This is a genomic window from Lactococcus sp. SK2-659, assembly GCF_020218185.2.
In the GTDB taxonomy this organism is placed as follows: domain Bacteria; phylum Bacillota; class Bacilli; order Lactobacillales; family Streptococcaceae; genus Lactococcus; species Lactococcus lactis.
In genome coordinates this window covers 22,417-45,681 of the sequence record NZ_JAIWQZ020000004.1, presented here as the reverse complement: position 1 = coordinate 45,681, position 23,265 = coordinate 22,417, and the positions used below count along the sequence as shown (strand labels likewise).

General features: G+C 32.9%; 25 protein-coding genes and 3 pseudogenes. 14 read left to right on the top strand and 14 right to left on the bottom strand.

Features of this window, described 5'->3' with window-relative positions; all coding sequences use genetic code 11:
* Positions 1 to 2 precede the first annotated feature (2 nt).
* Both amaP and LDP15_RS11430 read right to left on the bottom strand, forming a co-directional pair.
* The gene (gene amaP, locus LDP15_RS11435; RefSeq protein WP_192948974.1) at positions 3 to 563 is read right to left on the bottom strand and encodes an alkaline shock response membrane anchor protein AmaP; all 561 of its coding nucleotides are present in this window, start codon (positions 561 to 563) and stop codon (positions 3 to 5) included.
* Between the two features lie 34 nt (positions 564 to 597).
* Positions 598 to 840 (bottom strand): GlsB/YeaQ/YmgE family stress response membrane protein, encoded by a 243-nt coding sequence (locus LDP15_RS11430; protein ID WP_081200310.1) that lies wholly within the window; start codon positions 838 to 840, stop codon positions 598 to 600.
* 200 nt (positions 841 to 1,040) lie between these two features.
* Here LDP15_RS11430 and LDP15_RS11425 point away from each other — a divergent pair.
* Positions 1,041 to 1,372, top strand: a pseudogene (locus LDP15_RS11425) (hypothetical protein).
* Positions 1,373 to 1,440: 68 nt separating this feature from the next.
* Here the strand turns inward: LDP15_RS11425 and LDP15_RS11420 are convergent.
* Positions 1,441 to 1,995 carry a recombinase family protein gene (locus tag LDP15_RS11420; protein WP_058224159.1) on the bottom strand — a complete coding sequence of 185 codons (555 nt, stop codon included), beginning with the start codon at positions 1,993 to 1,995 and terminating at the stop codon, positions 1,441 to 1,443.
* 238 nt (positions 1,996 to 2,233) lie between these two features.
* On the opposite strand from LDP15_RS11420, the gene LDP15_RS11415 reads away from it, so the two are divergent.
* The 5 genes from LDP15_RS11415 (at position 2,234) to fetB (ending at position 7,488) form a co-directional block, all read left to right on the top strand.
* Positions 2,234 to 2,593 (top strand): metalloregulator ArsR/SmtB family transcription factor, encoded by a 360-nt coding sequence (locus LDP15_RS11415; protein WP_003726380.1) that lies wholly within the window; start codon positions 2,234 to 2,236, stop codon positions 2,591 to 2,593.
* Positions 2,590 to 4,707, top strand: a complete 2,118-nt coding sequence (locus tag LDP15_RS11410; protein ID WP_012477764.1) for a heavy metal translocating P-type ATPase — start codon at positions 2,590 to 2,592, stop codon at positions 4,705 to 4,707. The genes LDP15_RS11415 and LDP15_RS11410 overlap by 4 nt, the downstream gene beginning before the upstream one ends.
* Positions 4,708 to 4,810: 103 nt before the next feature.
* A protein-coding gene (locus LDP15_RS11405; protein WP_128192793.1) for an IS3 family transposase occupies positions 4,811 to 5,958 on the top strand; the annotation gives its coding sequence in 2 pieces (ribosomal slippage) (positions 4,811 to 5,063 and positions 5,063 to 5,958; 1,149 coding nt in all).
* A 127-nt stretch (positions 5,959 to 6,085) separates the two neighbouring features.
* The gene (locus tag LDP15_RS11400; protein ID WP_225513589.1) at positions 6,086 to 6,736 is read left to right on the top strand and encodes an ATP-binding cassette domain-containing protein; all 651 of its coding nucleotides are present in this window, start codon (positions 6,086 to 6,088) and stop codon (positions 6,734 to 6,736) included.
* Complete coding sequence (fetB, locus tag LDP15_RS11395) at positions 6,733 to 7,488, top strand: iron export ABC transporter permease subunit FetB (protein WP_003572050.1); 756 nt, start codon at positions 6,733 to 6,735, stop codon at positions 7,486 to 7,488. Before LDP15_RS11400 ends, fetB begins: the two co-directional genes overlap by 4 nt.
* Positions 7,489 to 7,718: 230 nt before the next feature.
* On the opposite strand, the gene LDP15_RS11390 is transcribed toward fetB, so the two are convergent.
* Positions 7,719 to 8,141, bottom strand: a complete 423-nt coding sequence (locus LDP15_RS11390; protein ID WP_003108064.1) for a cupin domain-containing protein — start codon at positions 8,139 to 8,141, stop codon at positions 7,719 to 7,721.
* 165 nt (positions 8,142 to 8,306) lie between these two features.
* Between LDP15_RS11390 and LDP15_RS11385 the strand changes: the two genes are divergently transcribed.
* Positions 8,307 to 8,986, top strand: a protein-coding gene (locus tag LDP15_RS11385) for an IS6-like element ISS1S family transposase (RefSeq protein ID WP_010890648.1) whose coding sequence is annotated in 2 segments (ribosomal slippage) — positions 8,307 to 8,676 and positions 8,676 to 8,986 — 681 coding nt in all. Because the reading frame shifts where the segments join, the coding sequence is not laid out codon by codon here.
* Positions 8,987 to 9,107: 121 nt separating this feature from the next.
* Here LDP15_RS11385 and LDP15_RS11380 read toward each other — a convergent pair.
* The 4 genes and pseudogenes from LDP15_RS11380 to LDP15_RS11365 form a co-directional block, all read right to left on the bottom strand.
* On the bottom strand, positions 9,108 to 11,042 hold the full coding sequence (locus LDP15_RS11380; protein WP_081200385.1) for an AlwI family type II restriction endonuclease: 1,935 nt from the start codon (positions 11,040 to 11,042) through the stop codon (positions 9,108 to 9,110).
* Positions 11,026 to 11,958: a DNA adenine methylase gene (locus LDP15_RS11375; RefSeq protein WP_225513588.1), complete on the bottom strand. Its 933-nt coding sequence runs from the start codon at positions 11,956 to 11,958 to the stop codon at positions 11,026 to 11,028. The genes LDP15_RS11380 and LDP15_RS11375 overlap by 17 nt, the downstream gene beginning before the upstream one ends.
* On the bottom strand, positions 11,940 to 13,136 hold the full coding sequence (locus tag LDP15_RS11370) for a DNA adenine methylase (RefSeq protein WP_225513587.1): 1,197 nt from the start codon (positions 13,134 to 13,136) through the stop codon (positions 11,940 to 11,942). The genes LDP15_RS11375 and LDP15_RS11370 overlap by 19 nt, the downstream gene beginning before the upstream one ends.
* A 133-nt stretch (positions 13,137 to 13,269) precedes the next feature.
* Positions 13,270 to 13,353: pseudogene (locus LDP15_RS11365) on the bottom strand (IS6 family transposase); the annotation flags it as partial.
* A gap of 83 nt (positions 13,354 to 13,436) precedes the next feature.
* On the opposite strand from LDP15_RS11365, the gene LDP15_RS11360 reads away from it, so the two are divergent.
* Positions 13,437 to 13,640, top strand: coding sequence for a conjugal transfer protein (locus LDP15_RS11360; RefSeq protein ID WP_017370349.1), 204 nt, complete (start codon positions 13,437 to 13,439; stop codon positions 13,638 to 13,640).
* A 718-nt stretch (positions 13,641 to 14,358) separates the two neighbouring features.
* Here LDP15_RS11360 and LDP15_RS11355 read toward each other — a convergent pair.
* Positions 14,359 to 14,484 (bottom strand): hypothetical protein, encoded by a 126-nt coding sequence (locus LDP15_RS11355; RefSeq protein WP_193393255.1) that lies wholly within the window; start codon positions 14,482 to 14,484, stop codon positions 14,359 to 14,361.
* On the opposite strand from LDP15_RS11355, the gene tet(S) reads away from it, so the two are divergent.
* Positions 14,469 to 16,409: a tetracycline resistance ribosomal protection protein Tet(S) gene (gene tet(S) / locus LDP15_RS11350; RefSeq protein ID WP_002405437.1), complete on the top strand. Its 1,941-nt coding sequence runs from the start codon at positions 14,469 to 14,471 to the stop codon at positions 16,407 to 16,409. The genes LDP15_RS11355 and tet(S) overlap by 16 nt on opposite strands.
* Positions 16,410 to 16,496: 87 nt before the next feature.
* Positions 16,497 to 16,664 carry a cysteine-rich KTR domain-containing protein gene (locus LDP15_RS11345; RefSeq protein ID WP_005228365.1) on the top strand — a complete coding sequence of 56 codons (168 nt, stop codon included), beginning with the start codon at positions 16,497 to 16,499 and terminating at the stop codon, positions 16,662 to 16,664.
* Between the two features lie 513 nt (positions 16,665 to 17,177).
* On the opposite strand, the gene LDP15_RS11340 is transcribed toward LDP15_RS11345, so the two are convergent.
* Entirely contained in the window at positions 17,178 to 17,537 is a 360-nt protein-coding gene (locus LDP15_RS11340) for a helix-turn-helix domain-containing protein (RefSeq protein ID WP_002405438.1), read from the bottom strand.
* A 525-nt stretch (positions 17,538 to 18,062) separates the two neighbouring features.
* On the opposite strand from LDP15_RS11340, the pseudogene LDP15_RS11335 reads away from it, so the two are divergent.
* Positions 18,063 to 18,236 (top strand): annotated as a pseudogene (locus tag LDP15_RS11335) (sigma-70 family RNA polymerase sigma factor); the annotation flags it as partial.
* A gap of 166 nt (positions 18,237 to 18,402) precedes the next feature.
* Positions 18,403 to 18,753, top strand: coding sequence for a hypothetical protein (locus LDP15_RS11330; RefSeq protein WP_081200387.1), 351 nt, complete (start codon positions 18,403 to 18,405; stop codon positions 18,751 to 18,753).
* 125 nt (positions 18,754 to 18,878) lie between these two features.
* Here the strand turns inward: LDP15_RS11330 and LDP15_RS11325 are convergent, their stop codons facing one another.
* Genes LDP15_RS11325 through LDP15_RS11310 form a run of 4 tightly spaced genes read right to left on the bottom strand, consistent with a single transcriptional unit; the run spans position 18,879 to position 20,701 of the window.
* Complete coding sequence (locus tag LDP15_RS11325; protein ID WP_213497089.1) at positions 18,879 to 19,253, bottom strand: HsmA family protein; 375 nt, start codon at positions 19,251 to 19,253, stop codon at positions 18,879 to 18,881.
* 13 nt (positions 19,254 to 19,266) lie between these two features.
* A complete protein-coding gene (locus tag LDP15_RS11320; protein ID WP_225513586.1) occupies positions 19,267 to 19,683 on the bottom strand; it encodes a DUF2871 domain-containing protein in 417 nt (138 codons plus the stop codon).
* Between the two features lies 1 nt (position 19,684).
* A complete protein-coding gene (locus tag LDP15_RS11315) occupies positions 19,685 to 20,098 on the bottom strand; it encodes a hypothetical protein (RefSeq protein WP_046401315.1) in 414 nt (137 codons plus the stop codon).
* 54 nt (positions 20,099 to 20,152) lie between these two features.
* Complete coding sequence (locus tag LDP15_RS11310) at positions 20,153 to 20,701, bottom strand: TetR/AcrR family transcriptional regulator (RefSeq protein WP_046401314.1); 549 nt, start codon at positions 20,699 to 20,701, stop codon at positions 20,153 to 20,155.
* 537 nt (positions 20,702 to 21,238) lie between these two features.
* Between LDP15_RS11310 and LDP15_RS11305 the strand changes: the two genes are divergently transcribed.
* Together LDP15_RS11305 and LDP15_RS11300 are read left to right on the top strand one after the other, a co-directional pair.
* Positions 21,239 to 22,705, top strand: coding sequence for a Y-family DNA polymerase (locus LDP15_RS11305; protein WP_195936443.1), 1,467 nt, complete (start codon positions 21,239 to 21,241; stop codon positions 22,703 to 22,705).
* Entirely contained in the window at positions 22,695 to 23,045 is a 351-nt protein-coding gene (locus tag LDP15_RS11300; protein WP_373442490.1) for a hypothetical protein, read from the top strand. The genes LDP15_RS11305 and LDP15_RS11300 overlap by 11 nt, the downstream gene beginning before the upstream one ends.
* The last annotated feature ends 220 nt before the right edge of the window (positions 23,046 to 23,265 follow it).

The following is a 23,265-nucleotide window of genomic DNA, read 5'->3' as shown; positions in this document are numbered from 1 at the left end:
TCCTACATAACACGTTGTCGTTTAGGGTTATCGTCTTTACTTAATGTATTGACTTTTACTTTAAGTTTAACCGTATGTTCCAATCCAAAGAATTTTTTTAAGCCTTCAATGATTTCCTGTTCCAGAACTTGGGCTTTTTGTGCCACTTCAACTCGAGGAATAATCTCACCTTTTATATCAATTTTTATCTTATTTTTAAAAAGTGAAACAGCGATTTTTGAGTTTTTAAGGTAATCATTTTCTTTTACTTTTTCACCTACAAAACCTTCAATGGCAGACTTCTTCAAAGTTAAATCTCCATTATTTGAAGTGAGTTGTACATCCATATAGGTTCGAGGGTAAAAAAGGATTACAATCAAGGCAATAATTAATATGACTGTTAAAACGATGTTCCCCCAAAACAAATAGTCTGCCATATATTTGCCTATGAAGGGAATGTTACTAGAGGTCGTTGTCCCCCAATCATACTCCATGAAATTGTAATAATCCCACGTCATTGGTAGAACAAGCGTAAGTAAAAGGAGATCAAGGATAATGAGTATTATTTTCTTTCCAGTTGCCAAAACTCCTCCTTTCTTGATCTTAAGATATTAAGATCTAGTGATTCATTCTAGATAAGAAGAAGGAAACTACAGCAACCACAATGACCGCTCCAATAATGGATGGTATTAATGCCATGCCAGCAAGCGAAGGTCCCCAAGTTCCAAGTAAGGCTTGACCTACAAAAGATCCAACTAACCCTGCCAAGATATTAGCAATCCAGCCCATTGAACTTCCCTTATTTGTAATCGCACCAGCGATTAAACCGATTAATGCACCAACAATTAATGACCAAATCATAAGCCACCTCTTTCTAAAGATTATAATATGTTTCTTACTTTAATCTAACACATTTAGAAATCGCATTCAAGGGATATGATTCCTTTTTTTATTTAATAACACCAGTAGTTGTGGTACTTCAAATAACGGTTCTGTTGCAAAGTTCCCCATAACACCTGATTTATTGTAAAATGTAATAAAAAAGAATGCGAGGACAACAGATGAATCATTTTAAGGGCAAACAATTCCAAAAAGACGTGATTATTATCTCTGTTGGGTATTATCTTCGCTATAATTTGAGTTATCGTGATGTTCAAGAGATGTTATATGATCGTGGCATTAACGTTTCTCACACAACAATTTACCGTTGGGTTCAAGAATATGGTAAGCTGATCTATCAAATCTGGAAAAAGAAAAATAGACAGTCCATTTTCCACGAATAAAAGGCATGGAAGCCATCCGAGGATTATATAAGAAAACCCGAAAAGAAGGCACTCTCTTCGGGTTTTCGGTCTGTACTGAAATCAAGGTATTATTGGGAATCCCAGCTTAAATCATAGATACCGTAAGGGATTTTATTCTTTATTTAAAACTTTGCAACAGAACCGTTTTTGGTTTATTCTAAAACTTATTAATATATCTATAAATTGTTGTTCTAGAAACTCCCCAAGAATCCGCAATCGACTTAATTGGAGTACCACTTTCAACTAATGTTTTAAGAAGCTTTATGTCCTGCTCTGAAAATTTTTCAGGTCTTCCTCCCAGCCGTCCTCTTGCACGTGCGGCTTCTCTACCAGCGGCAGAACGTTCTAAAATAAGATTTCTCTCAAATTCCGCAAAAGCCGCAAACAAATGGAACATTAATTGCCCAGTAGAACTTGACTTATCCATTGTAATATTTTCTTGTAAACTATGAAAACTAACTCCTTTATTATTAAGTGAGTTTACAATATTAATGAGATCCTCCATGTTCCTTCCTAACCGATCCAATCGCCAAACAACGATCGTGTCCCCAGGACGAGAAAATTCGATAGCGGATTTTAATCCAGGTCTATCTTTTTTACTTCCTGACATATGATCAGTAAATATTTTTTCACAGTTATATTTTTTAAGACTATCTTTTTGTAAATCCAAATTTTGAAGTCCAGTTGAAACTCGGGCATATCCGATATTCATTTTTTTTAACCTCCATTGATATTATTGTATCATAACTTAAAAATATGCGTATAAGTGAACATAGAATAAATTACGGGTTAATGAACATTAAATGTAAATGATTTTGAGAAATTTAATAGGAAAAGAAAAGTGTTCAGAAAATGACCATTTTATGAACATTCAAACATTCACTTGAATATAGATGGATGTTCTGATATAATACATTCAAACAAACATTTGAATGTAAAGGAATGATCGTATGAATAATGAAATTTGTGAAATAACTTGTATTCATGAAGACAAAGTTAATCGTGCTAAATCTAAACTAGCAAACTTTGATACTCCGTCAGTAAGTGGTTTCTTTAAAATATTGTCAGATGAAAATCGACTTAAAATTGTACATGCTTTAGTTCATGAAGATGAGCTATGTGTTTGTGATATTGCTAATATCATTGATGCTTCGGTCGCAACAACTTCACACCATCTGAACTCCTTAAAAAAATTGGGAGTAGTTGATAGTCACAAGGATGGTAAGTTAGTCTACTATTTTATTAAAAATATCAAAATCTTAAATCTTATGGAGCTTGGCGTAAATTTTAAAGAAGAGGTGCTAGCATGAGTGAGAAAATGACCGAAAAAACCTATCGAATAGAAGGATTAAGCTGTACAAATTGTGCAGGTAAATTTGAAAAAAATGTAAAGCAGTTGCCAGGAGTTACGAGTGCAACAGTAAACTTTGGTGCAAGTAAGATTTCAGTAGAAGGCCAAACAACAATTGAAGAACTCGAAGAAGCGGGAGCCTTCGAAAATCTTATCATTCGTGATGATCAAGAAAATGATGAACAAGTTAGATCAAAAGAGTCTTTTATTAAACGGAATATCGCTTTAATCATCTCTCTTGGTTTTATACTTGTTGCTGTGATTTCCCAACTATCATTGGGCGAAGATCATTTATTAACGAAAGCTCTTTATATATTGGCAATAATAATTGGTGGATTTGATTTATTTAAAGAAGGGTTCTCTGATTTGATCAAATTGGACTTCTCCATGGAATCTTTAATGACTATTGCAATTATTGGGGCCGCATTTATTGGAGAATGGGCCGAAGGTTCTATTGTAGTAATACTATTTGCTATTAGCGAAGCTTTGGAACGATTTTCAATGGATAAAGCAAGACAGTCGATTCGTTCTCTTATGGATATAGCTCCCAAAGAAGCTCTTATCAGGAGAAACAATGTAGAGCAATTAGTCAGTGTCGATAAAATCGATATCGACGATATTATGATCATTAAACCCGGACAAAAAATAGCCATGGATGGGCTTGTTATCAACGGTCATTCTTCAGTAAATCAAGCAGCAATAACAGGAGAATCGGTTCCTGTTGAAAAACAGTTAGATGATGAAGTGTTTGCAGGAACACTAAATGAAGAAGGTGTTCTTGAAGTCAAAGTAACAAAAAAAGTAACGGATACAACGATTGCCAAAATCATTCACTTAGTTGAAGAAGCGCAAGGAGAACGAGCTCCTGCACAAGCCTTTGTAGATAAATTTGCAAAATACTATACGCCATTCATAATTATTATGGCCCTTTTGATAGTGGTTGTTCCTCCGCTATTCTTTGGTGGTGACTGGAATAAATGGCTTTACCAAGGGTTATCCATTTTAGTTGTCGGATGTCCTTGTTCATTAGTGATCTCAACACCTGTTTCAATTGTTTCGGCTATTGGTAATGCAGCAAAAAATGGTGTTTTAGTAAAAGGCGGAGTCTATCTGGAAGAAATTGGTCATTTGAGAGCAATTGCTTTCGATAAGACTGGAACCTTAACAAAAGGAAAGCCTATCGTAACGGATTTCATTGCAACCAGTTCTGAAACTGATATAAATTATCTATCGATTATTTCATCGTTGGAATCTCTTTCTCAACACCCATTAGCTTCTGCTATTTTAAACGAAGCGGATAAAACTAATGTGGATTACAAGTCAATACAAATCGAGGATTTCCAATCTATCACAGGTAAAGGACTTACAGGTATACATCAAAACATACGTTACTATATTGGAAGCCCTAAACTGTTTTCTGCATCAGTAATCGAAGAAACAGCGGTCAAAGTACAATACAGACAATTTCAAGAACAAGGGAAAACCGCCATGTATTTCGGTACTGACGAACAAATTTTAGGAGTAATTGCTGTCGCGGATGAAGTAAGAGATTCAAGTGCTGCCGTTATTTCTGAACTCCACAAGTTGTCAATTGAACACACTATTATGCTTACTGGTGATAATACTAAAACCGCTGAATCTATTGGTAAGCAATTAGGTGTGACTGAAATAAAAGGAGATCTAATGCCTCAAGAAAAATTAGATTCGATTAAAGCGTTGCGGACAACTTATAATAAAGTAGCAATGGTGGGCGACGGCATTAATGATGCACCAGCATTAGCTGCATCGACGGTTGGTATTGCAATGGGCGGTGCAGGAACAGATACGGCTCTCGAAACTGCTGATGTTGCTCTAATGGGCGACGATTTACAAAAATTACCATTCATTGTTAGACTTAGCCGTCAAACTCTAAAAGTAATTAAGCAAAATATCACCTTCTCATTAGGTATAAAACTATTAGCTCTACTACTAGTCATACCAGGTTGGCTAACACTATGGATTGCTATTGTAGCAGATATGGGAGCAACGCTTTTAGTAACATTAAACGGATTACGATTGATGAAAGTTAAATAACACAACAAATAAAAGAAGGCATGTTTATAAGCGTGCCTTCTTTTTATGGAAAGGTTATAATAAACTAGACACAAAGTTAAGAGAAATCGTGGAAAGGTTTATTATGGCAAGAAGAAAATTCGATAAACAATTTAAAAATTCTGCAGTAAAACTCATTCTTGAAGAGGGTTACTCTGTTAAAGAAGTCAGCCAAGAGCTTGAGGTTCATGCCAATAGTCTTTATCGCTGGGTTCAAGAAGTTGAAGAATATGGAGAAAGTGCTTTTCCAGGCAATGGGACAGCCCTAGCTGATGCCCAACATAAGATTAAATTGTTAGAGAAAGAAAATCGTTATCTTCAGGGGGAACTTGAACTTCTAAAAAAGTTCCGGGTCTTCTTGAAGCGAAGCAAGTAAAACGTTTTGAATTTCTCTTGAAACATCATGGGAAGATAAAAATTAAGCATGCAGTAAAAGTTTTTAAGGTTTCTCGCTCAGGTTTCTATGAATACATGCATCGTCGTCCTTCAAAACAACAAATGGAGAGAGAAGTTCTCTCAGAGAAGATAAAAGCTGTCTTTCATGAGCATAAGGGACGCTATGGTGCGGTTAGAATTACCAAGGTACTTCATAATACTGGTGTTATGACCAACACGAAACGTGTTGGGAAACTGATGCACTTGATGGGACTTTATGCCAAGGGAAGCCGATATAAATATAAACATTACAACAGAAAAGGAGCTTCGCTTTCAAGACCCAATTTAATTAATCAGATCTTTAAAGCAACAGCTCCTAATAAAGTATGGCTGGGAGACATGACCTATATCCCTACCAAAGAAGGCACCTTATACTTAGCCGTGAATATCGACGTTTTTTCACGTAAGATTGTAGGCTGGTCAATGTCTTCACGGATGCAAGATAAACTGGTGAGGGATTGCTTCTTACAAGCTTGTGGGAAAGAACATCCTCAGCCTGGCTTGATTGTCCATACTGATCAAGGGAGTCAATATACAAGCTCTCGTTATCAATCTACTCTTCGTCAAGTCGGTGCTCAATCTAGCATGAGTCGTAAAGGAAATCCCTATGACAATGCAATGATGGAGTCTTTTTATAAGACGCTAAAGAGGGAGCTTATTAATGATGCTCATTTTGAGACAAGAGCTGAGGCTACTCAAGAAATATTTAAATACATTGAGACCTATTACAATACAAAAAGGATGCATTCAGGTCTTGATTACAAGTCTCCAAAAGACTTTGAAAAATATAATTCTTAAATTCTCTTAACTCCGTGTCTAGTTTTTCGTTGACTTTCCAAATTAATTTCCATTTTCGTGTCTAATTATTTGACATTAGTCCAAGTCAGGTTATAATGATTATAAATTAGTAATCGGGGGCGGGCATATGAATTCATTGATTAGTTTAGAAAAAGTTAATTATCAAATCGCTGATCAACATATTTTACATGATGTTGATTGGCAGATTCCAGCTGGGGCTCATATTACATTGACGGGACCATCCGGTGGTGGGAAAAGTACGTTATTACGGATCATTGCGGCCATGATTTCTAAAACAAGTGGGACCTTGATTTTTGATGGGCAGCCGATTGAAAGTTATGACCCAATCATGTATCGGCGGCAAGTCTCATATTGTTTCCAACAACCGACGTTATTTGGTGAGACGGTGGCAGATAACTTAGCTTTCCCGTACCAAATTCGTAAGCAAGTCATGGATACGCAACGAGTGGTAACGGCGTTAAATAATCTTGGGCTGTCCGAACGAACCCTGGATCAGCCGATTATCGAGCTTTCCGGTGGTGAACGGCAGCGAGTCGCGCTGATTCGCAACATCTTATTCTTACCAAAAGTGTTGTTATTAGATGAGGTGACAGCTGGTTTGGATGAAAATAATAAGCAAATCGTGCACGCCTGGTTACGACAGTTAAATGAGCAGGATCACGTGACAACGATCATGATTACTCATGACGCGACAGAGATTGCTGCGGCAGATCAATTAGCGAAAGTGATTGCTGGCAGATTGGAGGTACACGCATGAATTTAGCAGTTAATAATACGTCGCTATTTTTGGCGGCAATGTTAGTGCTCGTCGCGTTAGGAATTAGTTTGTGGCAGAAACTTGGCTTGGATAGGGACATCGTCATTGGTGTCGTGCGGGCTGTTGTACAACTATTTATCGTGGGTTACTTGCTAAAGTATATTTTCCGAGTCAACAATTTGTGGCTAACGCTGGCGATGATGGGCTTCATTATCTTCAATGCGGCTTGGAATGCGAAAAAACGGGGGCCGGGGATTGACCATGCATTAGCCATTTCGTTATTAGCCATTTTTGTTAGTACGGGGGTAACACTCGGCGTCCTCGTGCTATCTGGTGCGATTAAGTTTGTGCCATCGCAAATGATTCCTATTTCTGGTATGATTGCGTCGAATTCAATGGTCGCAATTGGGCTGGCTTATCGCAGCCTCAATAGTCAGTTTCATGACCAGCGGCAAGGTGTGCTTGAACGTTTGGCGTTAGGGGCTGGTCTACTTGATGCTTCGATTGCCATCGTGCGTGAGGCGATTCGTACGGGGATGTCACCAACCATTGATTCGGCAAAGACTGTGGGTCTAGTCAGTCTGCCAGGGATGATGTCCGGTTTGATCTTTGCAGGGGTCGATCCAGTACGGGCCATTAAGTATCAAATTATGGTCACGTTCATGCTCTTATCAGCGACTAGTTTGGGGTCAATCATTGCTTGCTATTTAGCTTACCGTAATTTCTATAATGAACAAAAACAGTTGAAGTAATGACTCCTGATTGCAGTCCCGCGAGGTACGAACAAGTTAAACGTTTAAATCTCAAAACATGGAGGTAATCTGTCTAAAATAAGAATAAACAGTCAAGTGGCGTCTGTAACATAAAGAAAAACACAGTAGACTATGCTTAGTTTTCTGTGTTTTTTTCTAATTTCATTTAGAGGTGAATTAATTGGTAGTTATTAGAGGTGCCCTTAATTTGACAAATCATATAACTAAAATTAGTCTTCATTAGGATCATTTTTAGCTTCCTCATGCGTTTTATGTACTGTACCAGGGACATGATCAGGGCCTGCATAAATTGAGTAAATTTTCAGAGGTTTGTCACCAATATTGGTTACATTATGCCAAGTATCAGCAGGTACTAAAATTACATCATCATCTGAAACTTCTTGTTCAAATGTAAGATTATCTTCGGCATCTCCCATTTGGCATAAACCTTTACCTTCTTCGATACGGAGGAATTGATCGATACCCATGTGTACTTCTAAACCAATATCGTCACCGGGTTCAATAGCCATTAATGTAACCTGAAGTTTTTCACCAGTCCAAATTGTTGTACGGTAATTCTCGTTTTCTTTGGTATAATCCTCAATGTTAACGATAAATTTTTCTTTGCCATGATCTTTATAATCGAATGTCATTAGAAAGTCCTCCTTGTTCTTAATTAGACTAATTCTAATAATTAATCTATACTATAGTAATAACATAAAACCGTTTACAAAGCAAAGAAAAAGGTTCTGTTGCAAAGTTTTCTGATAAGTCTATTTTAGTATAAAATGAATAAAAATGACAGCGAGGGTATATCAATGAACTATTTTAAAGGTAAACAATTTCAAAAAGATGTGATTATTGTCGCTGTTGGTTATTATCTACGTTACAATCTAAGCTATCGTGAAATTCAAGAACTCCTTTATGATCGTGGGATTAACGTTTGTCACACAACTATTTATCGTTGGGTACAAGAATACAGTAAAGTCCTCTATCATCTCTGGAAAAAGAAAAATAGACAGTCCTTCTATTCGTGGAAAATGGATGAAACTTATATCAAAATCAAAGGTCGTTGGCATTATCTCTATCGTGCAATTGATGCGGATGGATTAACTTTAGACATCTGGCTACGCAAGAAACGGGATACTCAAGCTGCTTATGCGTTCTTGAAACGACTACATAAACAGTTGGTCAACCAAGAGTAATTGTCACGGATAAAGCGCCCTCTATTGGTTCTGCATTTAGAAAGTTACAGAGTAACGGTTTATATACTAAGACAGAGCATCGAACCGTGAAGTATCTCAATAACCTCATTGAGCAAGACCATCGACCAATCAAACGACGCAATAAATTTTATCGAAGTCTACGAACTGCCTCAACCACGATTAAGGGCATGGAAACAATTCGAGGAATATACAAAAAGAACCGAAGAAATGGAACGCTCTTCGGATTTTCGGTATCTACTGAGATTAAGGTCTTAATGGGAATATTAGCTTAAGAACAAGAAGGATTATAAACCTTGTATTTGATTTTTAAACTTTGCAACAGAACCGTTTGTGTAATCTTCGTACATACTCATTACCTGCCTAATTTTAAAATATAATATTATTTTGCTGATATTAAAAAATTTCCTGAAGGATTAAATTCCTCCAGCCACATTTCACAAACTCAGGTTGATTTGTAAAATGGTTATTCATAGCATTAAATACTTTACTACTTGGAATGTTGAATTCCAACATTTTCATAATTTCAGATATTGTCAAGGCAAATATATTAACACCATTGACTTTACCATTTACGTTGGTACCTTCTAATTCAATATAAGTAGTAGCTCTGAAAATATTTATAACGTTATCATCTAACTCATCAGCAACAAAAATCGTTTTTACTTTATTTTCACTAGTGATTGATAGATTAGTAGCATGGCGTATGACTGGTTCAAGTTCTCCTCGTTTTTGAACATTTTTTTTCATTAATGTAGCTTCAAGCATAATTGTCAAATTAGGATGATTTATTATAATATCCCCATCTCCACCGGAGGCATGACCAAGAGGTTTGAAATTAGCATCAAGTGGTAATTTTAAACTATCTATTATTGAATACTCAGTATCAGATAAATAAAACCAAGCAATAGCTAAAATATATTCAAATATATCAGGAACTTTAGCTAAATCTGTAACCATTTCTTGAATTTTTTCATCTTCCCTTGTTATAAACATAGGTAAAAGCTCTTGAATTTTAGATTTTGGAAATTCTTTTTTAATAATATTTCTAAATTTCTTTTCCTTTTGATTTCTGACAGCCATATCAAAGCTTTCAGTTCCTAGTAATGCAACAATTTTTTCTCTTAGTTTCGTAATTTCAAAAGTATCAAGCCCTAAAATATTTGTGGTCGCTAAGTCCTTATAAAAAATACTATCCAAATTACTTTCATAATCTCTATATTGACCATTTCCCGATAAATCAATATTAGAAATAATAATTTCAATAACTTCTCTATTTTCCAAATTAACTAATCCATTAGCAAAACTTATTATCCCCGTTAAATTAAAAGATCGCTTAGTCATATCTTTATATTCACGAACCAAATCATATTTTTTGGAACTTGAAAATTGAAAGTAAATTTTTGTGTTATCTGAATCTAAAAGATCGCTTTCTAAATTTGCTTCTTCAAACTCTTCGATAGTTCTCTTAGACTCAAAGGGAAGTTTGTTAAATCCAAATGCTTTTTTTACACTTGACTTTTTGGAAGAAGCAAGTAGTTTTCTTAAATTATCCTCATTTTTTTCTAGTTTATAATTTAAAAGATTTGTAACAAAGTCAATATACTCTACTTGACTTGCTGGAGTTTTACGATTAGAAAATAATCTATAAAATAGTTCTGCATCAATCATAGTTTTTGAAAATAATAATTTTGCATTAACTTTATCTGCTGAACTATCAGAAAAATGTTCTGCAATATATTCACCAAAAGTTTGATTATTACTAGCAACCTCAGAGTAATCTTCAATCAATTCTGAAATACTTTGTTCAGAATTATTAGAAGATATAGAGTGTAACAATACAAGAAAGTCCGTTTCTGGAACATTCTGATATTTTGTTAGGAATTTCAAAGCTACTCTGAAAGGATAAAAATAATTATTTGAATTATCATAAACCCTTAATTTTATGAACTGTCTGAAGAAAACTAGATTATCTTTTGAAATGCCTAACGCTTTTTCAAGGTCATCAAAATTTTCAATCTTGTCATCAATCCAGTTATTAGCAACCTCAGATAATTTTCTTTTATCATTAATTAAACCTGATTTTATTAGAGCGTTGGTTAAGGTTCTACTACGTTTAGCAGGATCATCACTTTCTGAGCGTTCAAATAAATCTGTTTCAGCCATTACTTCTTGATAGTATGCTATTTGTGAGTCATTATTCCAATTTGGGAATAAAGTATTGTGCTTTCTCAAAATTGGTAATAAGGTTTTATAATCATCTAAAAGGGTTTTTCTACGAAAACTCGTATCTCCCAAATTAAAAGTTGACCCATTACTTACTTTCATCATACACCTCTAATTTTTCCGAGTAGTTTGTTATCAAAACTTCTTGTGTATTATTATTTTTTGCTTTGGTTTGATAATTGCTATTATTATAATGGAAATCTAGTTCACTTACATTATATTTTTTTGACCAATTAATAAGCTCTTTATTGTATTTTCCATTATGAATAAAAACATTTGATAAGGCAAATTTTGCACCTAGACTATCTACCTTATCAAGATAATCCATCAAATCTAAATCATCTTGAATTCCCCAACCACCATTTTCATTATATGAAGCCGTAGTGATTCTATATGGAGGATCAGCATAAATAAAATCTGATTTCTGAATTTCAATTTCTCTAAAATCCTTTGATGAAAAATCAAAGGAACCTTTTTTAAAACATTGATGAAACTCTCTCAGCTTATTTAGCATACTCTTATTAAAATCACGTTTACCAACAGGCAGATTGAAATTTCCTTGATTATTAAATCTAACTTGATTATTAAAGCCATAAACAATTAGCAAATAAAATAAAACATTATCCTTACTTAGATTATAATCATCTCGAAGTTTTTTATATTTTTCTTTATTATAACTGCCCAAACCTTTTGAACTATCAAGATTATAAAATTTATATCCATTTACTTTTGAATCGGATAAGCCATAATATGAAATTTTACTTTCTATTTGATTAATTAAATTATCAAAATCTATTTCTGCTAAATATTTAAAAAAATCAATAACATGATTTTCTATATCATTAATAAGATATTTTTTATCACTATCAAAACAAGCTATATTTACTGATACTGTTGCTCCTCCAGCAAATAAATCTATAAATCTTTCATAATCTCTTGGGAAATGAGGAATAATTTGGGGAAGAATTTTATATTTTCCTCCTGTATAATTTAAAGCACTTTTTATGAATCGACTTTGCATAAATAAAGTAACTCCTTGTGATTAGCTATTTTTGATTTTCCAGTTGTAAAAGCATTGAAATCGGTACTGAAAACTTCTACACTACCACGTTTTTTTAAACTTTCTAAGATCTCTTCATTCGATATTTTTGCATTAGAACGTGAATTCCCCTTATGAGCCATATTATTAAAACTTACTAAAATATAACGTGCCGAAATATTCTGAATTAGATCATCAAAAGCTTGGGGAGCTTTATTTTTTGTATAATCAGAAGATTTTTCTGAACGGTTAATAGCTTTTCTAGCTACCCCTTCAACAGCTGGTTTTTTCCATTCTGCTACATTTTCTAAAACATGATATGCACTTTCATAACCTCGTGAATTATATGGGGTATCGATATAAACTAAATCTGCTGAGATTATCCTAACAAGTTGATTCGCATCCATATTAAATATTTGACTTTTATTAGTCTTTCTTTGTTCAGGAACTCTAAGAATAATAGGTTTTAAGCTATCCATTTTTTTTCGGTAAGCGTCAAAGTGCCCAACTGTATTTGCTGATTTATCCATTGCATAAAGTAGCGAGGTCAAAAGAAAATCATGCTCTCTCTTGTTTAAGTCAGAATAGCGCTCTATTTTTTCTCTAATAGCATCTATTTTCTTGGCATTTTCTTCTGAGAAATAACGATCTCCAAAATTCTCTGTCACGTAGCCAGAAATGCCTGTTAAATTGTTCAACTCACAAATTTTATTTTCTATTTTTCTATAATCAATTGTTTCTGTCCCAAACCATGTATTATAAGAAATTACATTACTAAATAAAATATCGTTAACTATTACCTCTTTACCTTGTGAATAAAAAAGATCTGCAACAACTCCAGTTCCTCCAAAAATGTCTGCAACTGACTTAATATCAGTTGTATTCTCCTTGACCACATCATCAATAAAGTTAAGCATTCGCTGTTTACTTCCTAGATAACGGCGATTATTTATTTTTAATTTTTGATGATCAAATTCAAAAAAAGGAGTTTTTCCATTTTTTTGAGAAACTGCTCTTTCAATTTCAATAATATTTGTTCTAGACCATATATTTTTATTTCCTTTTTTTGTAGGTTTTGAGATTATTTTTCTTTGTATCCAATTGTTTAAAGTTTGGCGGGTAATATCATAAGTTGTTTCAATTTCCTTAGTAGACATCATTTAGGCATCACTCTCCTTTTACAGTTAAATTATATCATAAATATATATATTCTATACGCATTCACTTCAAATCTAATTTATATCTCTATTCTAAGTTATAATTACAACTACAACTACAACTACAATTATAACTAAAATTATAGTTATAACGAAGATAGTAGCCCACGGCTACAATAATCACATCCTGCTGAAATTGCTTTCCTTTAAAATGATTCATCGTCATTCCTCCTGCTATCTTTTTCTATTATTCTACCTTATTTGATAGTAGATTAAAAACTTTGCAACAGAACCGATTATTATATGATGGAAGATGTTTTACCAATAATCAGTCAAAACTTTATTTACTCTGAGTTGGTGAATCCAATTATTCAGAAGAAAGAGAAACAGTATCTAGTAAAAATAGCCGTTCGATATTTAGACAATGAAACAAAGATTGAAAATATTTCCCAATACCAATTAACTTTAGAGAAGAAGGATAACTGGAAAATAATAATGAATGAATAAAGAATATTAAGATGAAAACAATACTTGAATATTTAGTATAAGCAAAAAAAATTGTATGTCACTATAGCAAACTTATAATGATTTAGCATAAATAATCCAAAATATAGCGTGAAATCAACCTTCTATGAGAAGTATAAGCAAATTCACCTTTATTCTAACTTATAACTATTTTCATTACATTACTTAAAAAGGTCTCTCCAATTTTTTCCAAATAAACAGTATAACTTTTAATGATATTTTCCAAGTCAAACTTAATATTAACAATTCAAAACTATTGGAACCACTGCAAAATATTTTGTTAAGCAGTATATATTTCAAAAATTATACGTAATATATTTGTAGAAAGGTTGTGGACAGTTGTCCTATTGACCTGAAAAGTAATATAATAGCTGGATGAATAAAGAATCCCTTATGAACTTGTAAATCGTTATTAAATCGCTGAATTTTGATAGCCATTCTGAAGAGTTATCTTCAACTACTACACTAACTTCCATTAATTTCTCATTAATTTCCCTTTCGTTCAAAAAATATGGTTGGCTTTACAAGCATTCTATCATATGATAGAATTAAGATAACATTCAAAAGGAGATAATAAAAATGCGGCAAGGTATTCTTAAATAAACTGTCAATTAGATAGCGGGAATAATTAATTAAGCATCCTTATTTAAAATAAGGACTGGTTTTTTGTGCCCAGTTTAAGAATACTTTTATCATTTTATCATAAAGCATCTGTGGCTATCAGTGTGTAGTATACAGCTATTTTTGTATTAAAATCCCAGTGATAAGAGTATTTATCACTGGGATTTTTTCTGCTTTTTGAGCTTTTGAATGGAGGAAATAAAATTGAAAATTATTAATATCGGTATCTTAGCACATGTTGATGCAGGAAAAACTACTTTGACAGAAAGCTTACTATACAGTAGCGGAGCAATTAAAGAGTTAGGAAGTGTAGATAGCGGTACAACGAAAACGGATACTATGTTTTTGGAACGCCAGAGAGGTATTACTATTCAGACCGCAATAACATCTTTTCAACGGGAAAATGTTAAAGTAAATATTGTAGATACTCCTGGACACATGGATTTTTTGGCAGATGTATACCGTTCATTATCTGTTTTGGATGGAGCTATTTTGCTAATCTCTGCAAAAGATGGAGTACAGTCACAAACTCGTATACTATTCCATGCACTTAGAAAGATGAACATACCTATAATATTTTTTATTAACAAAATTGATCAAAATGGAATAAATTTGCCAGATGTTTATCAAGATATTAAGGACAAACTTTCTGACGACATCATAATTAAGCAGACTGTGAATCTAAATTTGAAACCTTATGTAATAGATTATACTGAACCAGAACAATGGGAGACAGTAATTGTGGGAAATGATTATTTATTAGAAAAATATACCATTGGGAAAACATTGAATATTGCAGAACTTGAAAAGGAGGAAAACGAAAGAATTCAAAGTTGCTCCTTATATCCTGTTTATCACGGAAGTGCAAAGAATAATATTGGAATTAAACAACTTATAGAGGTAATTACTAGCAAATTATTTTCACCCACACAACTCAATTCAGATAAACTTTGTGGAAATGTTTTTAAAGTAGAATATTCAGATGATGGTCAACGGCTTGTCTATGTACGTCTTTATAGTGGAACGCTACATTTGCGAGACTCAGTCAATATATCAGAAAAGGAAAAAATAAAAGTTACAGAAATGTATACTTCAATAAATGGAGAATTACGCCAGATAGATAAGGCAGAGCCTGGTGAGATTATTATTTTAAAAAATGAGCTTTTAAAACTAAATAACGTACTTGGAGATAAAAAAAGATTACCACATAGAGAAATTCTTGAGAATCCTCTTCCTATGTTACAAACAACAATTGAACCATGTAAATCAGTACAAAGAGAAAAGTTACTAGATGCACTTTTTGAAATATCCGATAGTGATCCCCTTCTACAATATTATGTAGATACAGTAACTCACGAAATTGTGCTATCTTTTTTAGGTGAGGTCCAAATGGAGGTAACTTGTACTCTGATTCAAGAAAAATATCATATTGAGATAGAAACAAGAAAACCAACTGTCATTTATATGGAAAGACCATTAAAAAAATCTGAATTTACCATTGATATCGAAGTACCTCCAAATCCTTTCTGGGCTTCTATTGGTTTATCTGTAACACCACTTCCTTTGGGTAGTGGCATTCAGTATGAGAGCCTGGTTTCTCTAGGTTATTTAAATCAATCATTTCAAAATGCAGTTATGGAAGGTATACGCTATGGGTGTGAACAAGGATTGTACGGTTGGAAATTAACAGACTGTAAGATCTGTTTTAAGTATGGTCTATATTACAGCCCTGTCAGTACGCCAGCAGATTTCCGAATGCTTGCGCCTATTGTACTAGAGCAGGCTTTTAGAAAGAGTGGTACAGAGTTATTAGAGCCATATCTTAGCTTCGAAATTTATGTACCACAAGAATATCTTTCGAGAGCATATAATGATGCTTCCAAATATTGTGCAAATATTTTAAATACTAAGTTAAAAGGTAACGAGGTCATTCTCATTGGTGAAATTCCAGCCCGTTGTATTCAAGAGTATCGAAACAGTTTAACTTTCTTTACAAATGGACGCAGTGTCTGTTTAACAGAGTTAAAAGGTTATCAGGTTACTAACATTAAGTCTGCTTTCCAACCACGTCGTCCAAATAATAGAATAGACAAAGTAAGGCATATGTTTAATAAAATCAACTTACATTGATAGTGAACTAAAGAGAAATTTTTAAAATGAATATTGAGTTGTTAATTAGAACAGGAGGATATAGATATTGTAAATACTAGGTAGATACTGTGCCCTATATGTGGCAATAAGACCCGTTTAAAAATGAGGGAAGATACTGAATTAAAAAATTTCCCTCTATTTTGTCCTAAATGCAGACAAGAAATTTTAATTGAAATAACGAAGTTTAGAATAACTGTAATTACAGAGCCAGACGCAAAGACGCAGAGCCGATAATTCGAGATATCAAAATCTCATTTTATCGGCTTTTTCTTTTCTATGCATACCATTGAGCTTAGTTCTTGATATCCTTTATAAGAAAATAAGTGTACTGATTTTTTTTGCAGTAGCTGTATTACAGTAGACATCCCTCAAGCATAAAAAGTATACAATTAAAATTCAATACTTGATTATTGATGAAGTACAGAGTTACTCGTCATTTCAAAACTAGTATATCAGTCAAGTTTTTCCTAAGGAACAAAAACGAACTTCGCTATGGGAATCAAAAATTTTTAGTCGGATGAAGTGATATGCAATAAATCCAGAAAATTTTCCCAACAACAAAAAATGAACTGTACTTTGCAGCGATAAGAGTAACCAAAGAACTATTTATCATTCGCTCTAGTTCCTAAGTGTAACAAAGATAAATTCATTTTCTATTTATGATTAACAAAAATCAGAAAAAATTCATTACATCTTTGTAATCAATCTTTCCTGATAGTATTAATTAATCCATTGTGTATTATTGAACTAGTTAAATTTACATTTTTCTCCGTAAATTGCTTGAATCACTTTCCCAATCGTCACTAATTCATCTTCATCCAGACAATCCAACTGTGCTTCTACTTGAAGACGTTTGGAGCTTTTATGACTGTTTTCTTCCCCTAAAATAAATCCATCCAAAGAAATATTTAGCAAAGTCACTAAATCATATACAACATGAAAACTTGGCTGTTGTCCTTTATTTTCAATGTTCGTCAAATAGCGTGGCGCAATCTGGATCATTGATCCTACCTGCTCACGAGTCAATCCTTTACTAAGACGGGCTTCTTTAATCGCAAGACCCAATGGTTTGAAATCAAAAGTTCTATGTTTTTTTCTGTCCATCATATATCACCTATCGGCATTATACTGTTCCTATCTAAATGTAAACAGGCCTTATATAAAGCAGTATATAGCTTAAATAAATCATATTTTTTTCAAATTGCTAAAAGAAAAAAAATCAGTCTTTTAGCGATTTCTTTCCTATGCACAAAAATATATCTGAGTACACTAAACGACGATTTCTGAATCGTCATTTTTTTATGTGTAAAGCTAAAGACGATGTTTTTGGGAGAATAAACCATGACTCATGACAGCATCCATTGGATTTATTTACTAAATTTATCAAAAAAATTTTTTCTATTTCAAAGAATCCTTTCGGATTAAAATGTAGTTTCTTGGTTCTATTAAAAGGGAACTATTTGTGTGAATTACTTTGTCCATATCGTCGGATATGGACTTTTTTGTGTTTTTCTAAAAGTTTTTTTCAAAAATTCCGTCATTTCCTCTCTTTACGTCGGGTTATATTACGAAAGGAGATAAATGTTCATTGGAATCATCTTCTTTCTCAACGGGAAAGGAGGTGTGAATGACATGAGTTCTTCCCTGTTCCAAGCTGCCATTGAAATGCAATTTGACTATATTTGTAAACGATCCATTGATGACGAACGTAAGGACTATTTAAAGTCTCTCAGTCGGATATCAAAAAAAGAAGTCGCTTTTTCAGAACTAGATGATTATGTAGTGGAACAGTTTGCTAGTATTGACCAGTAGGTTCTGTTGCAAAGTTTTCCAAAAAATCTATTTTAGTGTAAAATTGAGAAAAAAGTAATGGTAATATGCTGGTTATTGCAAAAACGTTTTTAAAATAGAATGATAATTTTAATAGATTAGATGCAGACTGGTAGGCTGTTACAGATTCGGAGTATGCACCATGAAAAAAACAACATACGTATTTTTCGTTATTGTCCCACTATTTCTTTACTACCTTTACACTTTAAAAAGTAAAGTTGACGAAACTACTTCAGATAAAAATTACTACGCATTTACAATTTTAATTTTAGCTTGTATAATTTTTATTAATAAGGAATTAAAAGAACGTAAAAAAATAAAAAAGGAACAAATTTTTTTCCCAATATTTATTAGTACTGTATCTTTAGGCTTATTATCTTTATTTTATATTTTGATAAATAAAGAGACAAATATAATAGTCATATTATCGGATGTTCTCCTCATTATATTTGGAGGACTTATATACTATTTGTTAAAAACAATGAAGCCTTGAAATGAAAAACCAGCTCATAACTTAACAGTTTCGAGTTTTTTGTTGTCATTTTTTATCTACTAGTTAATAAAAATACCCATCAGAGGTTACTCTGGTAGGTATTTTTTGAATTATAGTTGATCTTATTAAGACATGCCGATAAAAATACCGATGATAAATGGAATAAGCCAAATAGCCCAGACGAATATACTGAACTTATGAAAATCTTGTTGTGCATTATCATCTTTTTTGAGCAATACGATAATAGCAAATAGTGCATGAAATGCCATTAATATCAATGCTGTCAATCCAGTGATACCATGTAAGTTGAAAGCGAAGGTATTTCCTGATATTTTGCTCATGAGGTTTGTGCCTAAAGTATCAAATATTAGACCACAAATAAAAATTACTGCATGCCATACTTTAAGTTTCCCTTGCTTTCTTTCTGCGAAAACCCCTGTAGTGTAAAATATTAAAGCAAAAATCATTGAAAATATTGCTAAAATTAATAATTGAGACATATACTCCTCCCATTCAGTCTTTAACTAATTCTTTTTTTATCGCGATAAGTAACATTAAAAATGCGATAGTGATACCAATATGACTAATTCCTGAAATTCCAGAGATCATACCATTTAATCCTTTGCTAACTGTAGTTCCAAGTACTTGTAAACTACCTCGCACTCCCATCATTATAATTAGTAAAGGAAAGGAAATATTATATAAAATATAAAACTTTTTATATAATGTGTTTTCTTCTAAAGTTGTTACTTTAAACAGTAAAGCAATGAAAAGAAAAACAGCAGTTCCTAAGACAAGTATATGTGTATGTAGTACACTTAGGGTTGTGTGTCCCATAAACTCATTAGACTTAGTGAATTCTCTATAAAATACTCCGCTTACCATTGCCAATATGAAATATACAATTGATAAATTCATAACTCTTTTCATTTTAATTCTCTCTTTCGTTTGTTAAGTAGTTATATCCAAAAAGTGAACCGGCTAGAAATAAGGCTGCTCCTAATCCACTATAAAATACAGCAATAAACTGATCAGGAAGTAAATGAAAAATCCTTATCGTAACACCTCCAGTCATCATTACTGCCATTATAATAAAAGATTTCATATCAAAAAATTTCCAAAAATACTGTTTAGGTTGTTGAAAATTTTTTATTCTCAATGTATGTTTCACAACTAGTTTATAAAAAACCATATACCAAAACACACCAAAAACAAGAAAAGATAATATAATATTTATTACACTTATATAATTTATATAAGTATCAATTCCTATTTTAAAAACGTTGAAACCCGCTATCATCCATACTAGACTCGCTAAGCCCAATAAGCTTTTTTTTCTTACCATAGTGTTCCTTTCTTAATATTATGTGAACGATGTTCATATTGTTGTATAAATAAATTAGTAAATAGAGTTACTTACTAATTTTAAAAAACCTTCTTTAGGCATAGATTCTACAATGACTTGCAGAAATAGTACAAAAATATAATCAATATAATATTGAGGAGTAAGAATATTGTTAAAAACATCCTCTCTAACGCTTTTATCCTTCTTCAAAGTATCCACCAAACTTTGTTTGATATGTCCCCAGTAGTCAAAAGTCATAGTATCCTCATTAATTTTTTGTGTTTGAACCAATGTATGTTCCGTAAAAAAATTAGGATAGAGTTCTTTTCCCTTTTCTATGCTATAAAACAGGGAATTAAAGCATTCTGTAAGACTATCAAATGTATAACTTTCAGTTTCAAAATGAAATATCTCTGACCAAATACTACAAATCGTCTCAGATAAAAGTTCATCTTTAGATGAAAAGTAATTATATACTACACCAACTGATATTTGACTTTTCTTTGCTAAAGAACGGATATTTATTTCCGAAATCCCGTCTTCTCTAACCATCTCCTTGCAATAAGATACTAATAATTCTTTTGAAGTTACAGCTTTATTCATTTCTCCTCCAATATGAACGTTGTTCACATATATTATACTTATAATATAATAATATGTCAATAATATATTTTTCTATACCTATATAAAGAACTCATCACTTATTTTTTATATTAGTGAAATTTGGACAAACATCATATAATTAGATATTCATTCAAATATTAGATACAAAAAATTTAAGTTGGTATATGATAATAAATACCTTCTTTTAAATGTATTGTTAACGATATATTGTATAGTATTTATAAGCTCATAACTTAACAGTTGTGAGCTATTTTTTGAGTATTAAAACTAAAGGAGAAAGAACGGCTCGAAAATTAGGGTTATAAACGGCAACAAAAAGTTCAGTAAATGGACTTTTTATGGACAAGCCAGTCGTCCTTAAAAAATTTAAACCAAAAGCATAGGAAGGATGTTGAAGGACTAAGAATTTCCCTTAAATATCCCGATTTATCAGTTTTGGTGTTTATTTCGATTGTTTTTCACTCTAAAAAAAGATATAATATCAGTAAAACTGATATTTTTGATTTAGGAGGAACTATGGAACAATTAAAATTAAATCAATACTTTGACTACTCGCTTGAACCACGTCGTGCCATCCTCTTTCAAGATGTCAAGTCTAATTATGCTTCAATTGAATGCGTTCAGCGAAATTTAAATCCTCTGACCACTTCTCTTTGTGTCATGAGTCGAGCAGATCATTCTAAAGGGTTAACGCTTGCCTCTAGTCCAACCTTTAAAAAAGTTTTTGGTATGAAAAATGTCAGTCGTGCCAGCGATTTACCTTTTCTTATAGAAACACGAAAGTTCAATTATCCGCAATGGTATCGAACACATACAGACATTCATGGACAGCGAACGGAACCAACTTTGCAATATGTCGCTTTTATTGAATCTTGGGCGAAACGCACGTGGATTGTTCCTCCACAAATGCAACTCTATGTGGACTATAAAATTGAAGTGACAGATATACTGACCAATTATACGTCAATTGATGAGATTCACTCCTACTCGATTGATGAATCTTTTTTGGATATCACAGAATCATTGAACTTCTTCTACCCTGAGATTAAAAATCGTTATGAACAGATGAATCGAATTGCTTTAGACTTGCAACGTGAGATTCGAGATAAACTAGGACTATATGTGACTGTTGGGATGGGAGACAACCCCTTGCTTGCCAAACTTGCAATGGATAACTATGCCAAGCACAATGATAATATGAGAGCCCTAATCCGTTATGAAGATGTCCCTAATAAACTATGGACAATTCCTAAGATGACAGATTTCTGGGGAATTGGAAAGCGAACTGAGAAACGATTAAACAAACTTGGAATCACTTCTATCAAAGAGCTTGCGAATGCTGACCCACTTCTCCTTAAACAAAATTTGGGAACAATTGGACTTCAACATTTTTTCCACGCAAACGGAATTGATGAAAGCAACGTAAGAGAAAAATATACTCCAAAATCTACTAGCTTCAGCAATTCTCAAATTCTGCCACGTGACTATCATAAGCAAAGAGAAATTGAACTTGTGATTAAAGAAATGGCTGAGAACTTAGCGATAAGATTAAGAAAGGGCGGAAAACTAGCAAGCAATCTTTCACTTTATGCAGGTGCTGCTTCTACTTCTGAATACTCTTCTGTTAAGGTTTCTCGCAATATTGAAGCAACGCAAAACACAAAAGAATTGCAAGACCTCGCAATCTCCTTATTTCGTGAAAAGTACCAGGGGGGAGCGATAAGACAAATAGGAATAAGCGGAAATCAACTCTCTGATAGTTCTGTTAAACAACTTTCTTTATTTGAAAGTGTTGAAGAAAATCAAACTAATAAAAAACAGGAATTACTCCAAAAAGTTATTGATGAGATTAGAGAAACATTCGATTTTCTATCGATACAAAAAGCAAGTAGTTTATCCGAGGGGTCACGTGTCATTTATCGGAACAAACTCATTGGAGGTCATGCAGCAAGTCAAGAGAGGGAGGAAAAAGATGTCAGTTGACCGTTCATATAGCCCCTATGAAGTCATCCGTGCTTATCACGATAGAGGGATGATGAAATGGGGCGCATTTGCGACAGGAGAACTCACGGAGGCTCAAAATACTTTTGAAAAAGAAAAAAAAGATGATAAGGTAATTCAAACATTACCACATCATCTAGTGCTTCATCTTCTTAATCAGTCTTTTTCAAATCAAGTCCAAATCAAAGTTAAATATCAATCAAAAGATAAATTAACTGAAATTTATGGTTTTGTTTCTGAATTTATCAATAATCAAGTGAGAATAAAATCAACAGATAAAATCTATCTTATATCCATTGAACAGATTATAAATATTTCTTAAATATAAAATAAAAAGTAAAATCTGATCTATGACAAGACTAGTTACAAAATTGCTAGTCTTTTTTGCCTGTGTTCCATAAAGCAGTATTACTTTATCAAGATAAAAGTATTCGTAAAGTAATACCTTTTTCTTAACATCATCCTTGATTATAAATGCTATTACTCTTCGTTTACTACCTACTTAAATTAATAAACTATTCTTCTAACTCTTTTAAACTATC